Below are 2,141 nucleotides of genomic sequence, written 5' to 3'. Positions count from 1 at the left end.
CACCACCACCTCAGGAAGCACAGAACTCTGCACCGGTAGCAAATGCCGGTAATGATCAGAATGCGTTAACAGGCACAGTTGTGACCCTTGATGGCAGTGCCAGTTCAGACGTTGATGGAGATACACTTTCTTACGCTTGGACGCTTACAACCTTACCCTCCGGTAGCACTGCTATTTTGACAAACCCAACTAACGTTTCGCCAACCTTCACAGCTGATGTGGATGGCACATACGTTGTGCAATTAATCGTTAACGATGGAACTGTCGACAGTGCAGCAGATACAGTCTCTGTAATTGCGGCAACTGAGAACTCTGCACCTGTAGCGAATGCCGGTAATGATCAGAATGCGTCAACAGGCACAGTTGTGACCCTTGATGGCAGTGCCAGTTCAGACGTTGATGGAGATACACTTTCTTACGCTTGGTCGCTTATAACCTTACCTTCTGGTAGCAATGCTATTTTGACAAACCCAACTAACGTTTCTTCAACCTTCACAGCTGATGTGGATGGCACATACGTTGCGCAATTAATCGTTAACGATGGAACTGTCGACAGTGCAGCAGATACAGTCTCTGTAATTGCGGCAACTGCGAACTCTGCACCTGTAGCAAATGCCGGTAATGATCAGAATGTAACGGCGGGTACTACGGTGTTTTTAGACGGTAGTGGTAGCACCGACGCTGACGGTGATGGATTATTTTATTCTTGGGATTTTGTTTCAAAGCCGACTGGCAGTCTTTCTGAATTTGATGACGCGACGACGGTAAACCCTAGCTTCACGCCGGACTTAGATGGAAGTTATGTAATCAGTTTACTAGTAAATGACGGTATTGAAGACAGTGACCCAGACACTCTTACCGTAGACGCTGTGCAACCAAGCGTAAAACTGTTTAGGGAAAGTGGGCTTATCAATCCAGTATTCAATGAAGTATCTTTGCCATATTCGTCTAATTCTACAGTGAGTGCCAATGTGATGGGAATTCCAACGCCAACTACGTACACTCTTGATACATTTAGGATTGTTGCAGAAGCGCAAAGTTTTACTATCATCAACCTCACTGCGACTGATGGGACAGGTCAAGTAGTACCAACTATTTCTAATTTATCTGAAGGATTAGTATTAGCCGATGGAGTAGCAGTAGAGTTCGAGTTAGCCTCTCCATTAACAGGTGGGGCCACTGTATCGCTGAATTACAGTTTTGAGATTCAGGAAACAGGGGAAACTTTCTCCGCAAGTTATACCTTTACAAGTAACTAAAACCTCAGCTAAGCATGATTATCAGTTGCCCCCACACGAAAGTGTGGGCGATTGATAATCAACTTCTTTTAGGTTTCCAATTGATTGCTTCTCTCGCTCGAAAATGAAAGGTGAACCCCCTTTTTAATTTTGGTTGGCAGATTCGATAGCTGAATTTTTGCTAATCGACGGAGGTACCAATTAAAAATACCGTTCATCAAACTCAGCCGCTAACAAATAATGATTACCTTTTCTAAACGACGTGAAAAACCGCTTTGCATCATTTTGCAGACAGCCTGAAACTATTTCTCTAAAGTCTCCTTCGCTCATAGCTGAAACTAGAAAGCTAAGTCATGAAGGTCTGCTTTACGTACATTTGAGCCGCACAGTATGTGTTTTTTTGTTAAACAACACATACTAATTATGAACATAAAAAAACCTGCATAAAGCAGGTTTTTTCTCTTTAAGCTAATGACTAAAGCGTGCTTATTGATTTGCACCAGCAACCGCTTCTTTAGCCAATTGCGTAATACGTGCCCAATCACCCGCTTCAATGGCATCATCTGGTGCTAACCAAGAACCACCCACACACTTCACGTTGTTTAGTGCAAGATAGTCATTGTAATTGTTAGGGCCAATGCCACCCGTTGGGCAGAATGTTACATCAGGGAATGGGCCACTAATTGACTTAATTGCTTTAACACCACCTGAAGCTTCCGCTGGGAAGAATTTCATATGGGTGTAACCTGCATCTTTCCCTTTCATTAGGTCGGAGGTAGACGAGATACCAGGAATAAGTGGAATTTCTGCGTCCATACCGGCTTTAAGCAAATCTGCGGTCATACCAGGGCTGATGGCAAATTTTGCGCCCGCTTCCACAACCGCCTTAAGTTGTTGTGCGTT

2 protein-coding genes are annotated in these 2,141 nt (G+C 44.0%); one reads left to right on the top strand and one right to left on the bottom strand.

Annotated features, from left to right (window positions below; all coding sequences use genetic code 11):
- Positions 1 to 1,259 (top strand): PKD domain-containing protein (locus GY843_RS20865; protein WP_297312609.1); only part of this gene is annotated, 1,259 nt, incomplete at its 5' end.
- 465 nt (positions 1,260 to 1,724) lie between these two features.
- Here GY843_RS20865 and eda read toward each other — a convergent pair.
- Positions 1,725 to 2,141: bifunctional 4-hydroxy-2-oxoglutarate aldolase/2-dehydro-3-deoxy-phosphogluconate aldolase (gene eda / locus GY843_RS20860; protein ID WP_297312608.1), on the bottom strand; the 417-nt coding region annotated here is incomplete at its 5' end.

The sequence above is a fragment of the Neptuniibacter sp. genome (assembly GCF_024231755.1).
Taxonomy (GTDB): Bacteria; Pseudomonadota; Gammaproteobacteria; order Pseudomonadales; family Balneatricaceae; genus Neptuniibacter.
The sequence above is the reverse complement of the archived record's forward strand: the minus strand, read 5'-3'. Positions and strand labels throughout refer to the sequence as shown.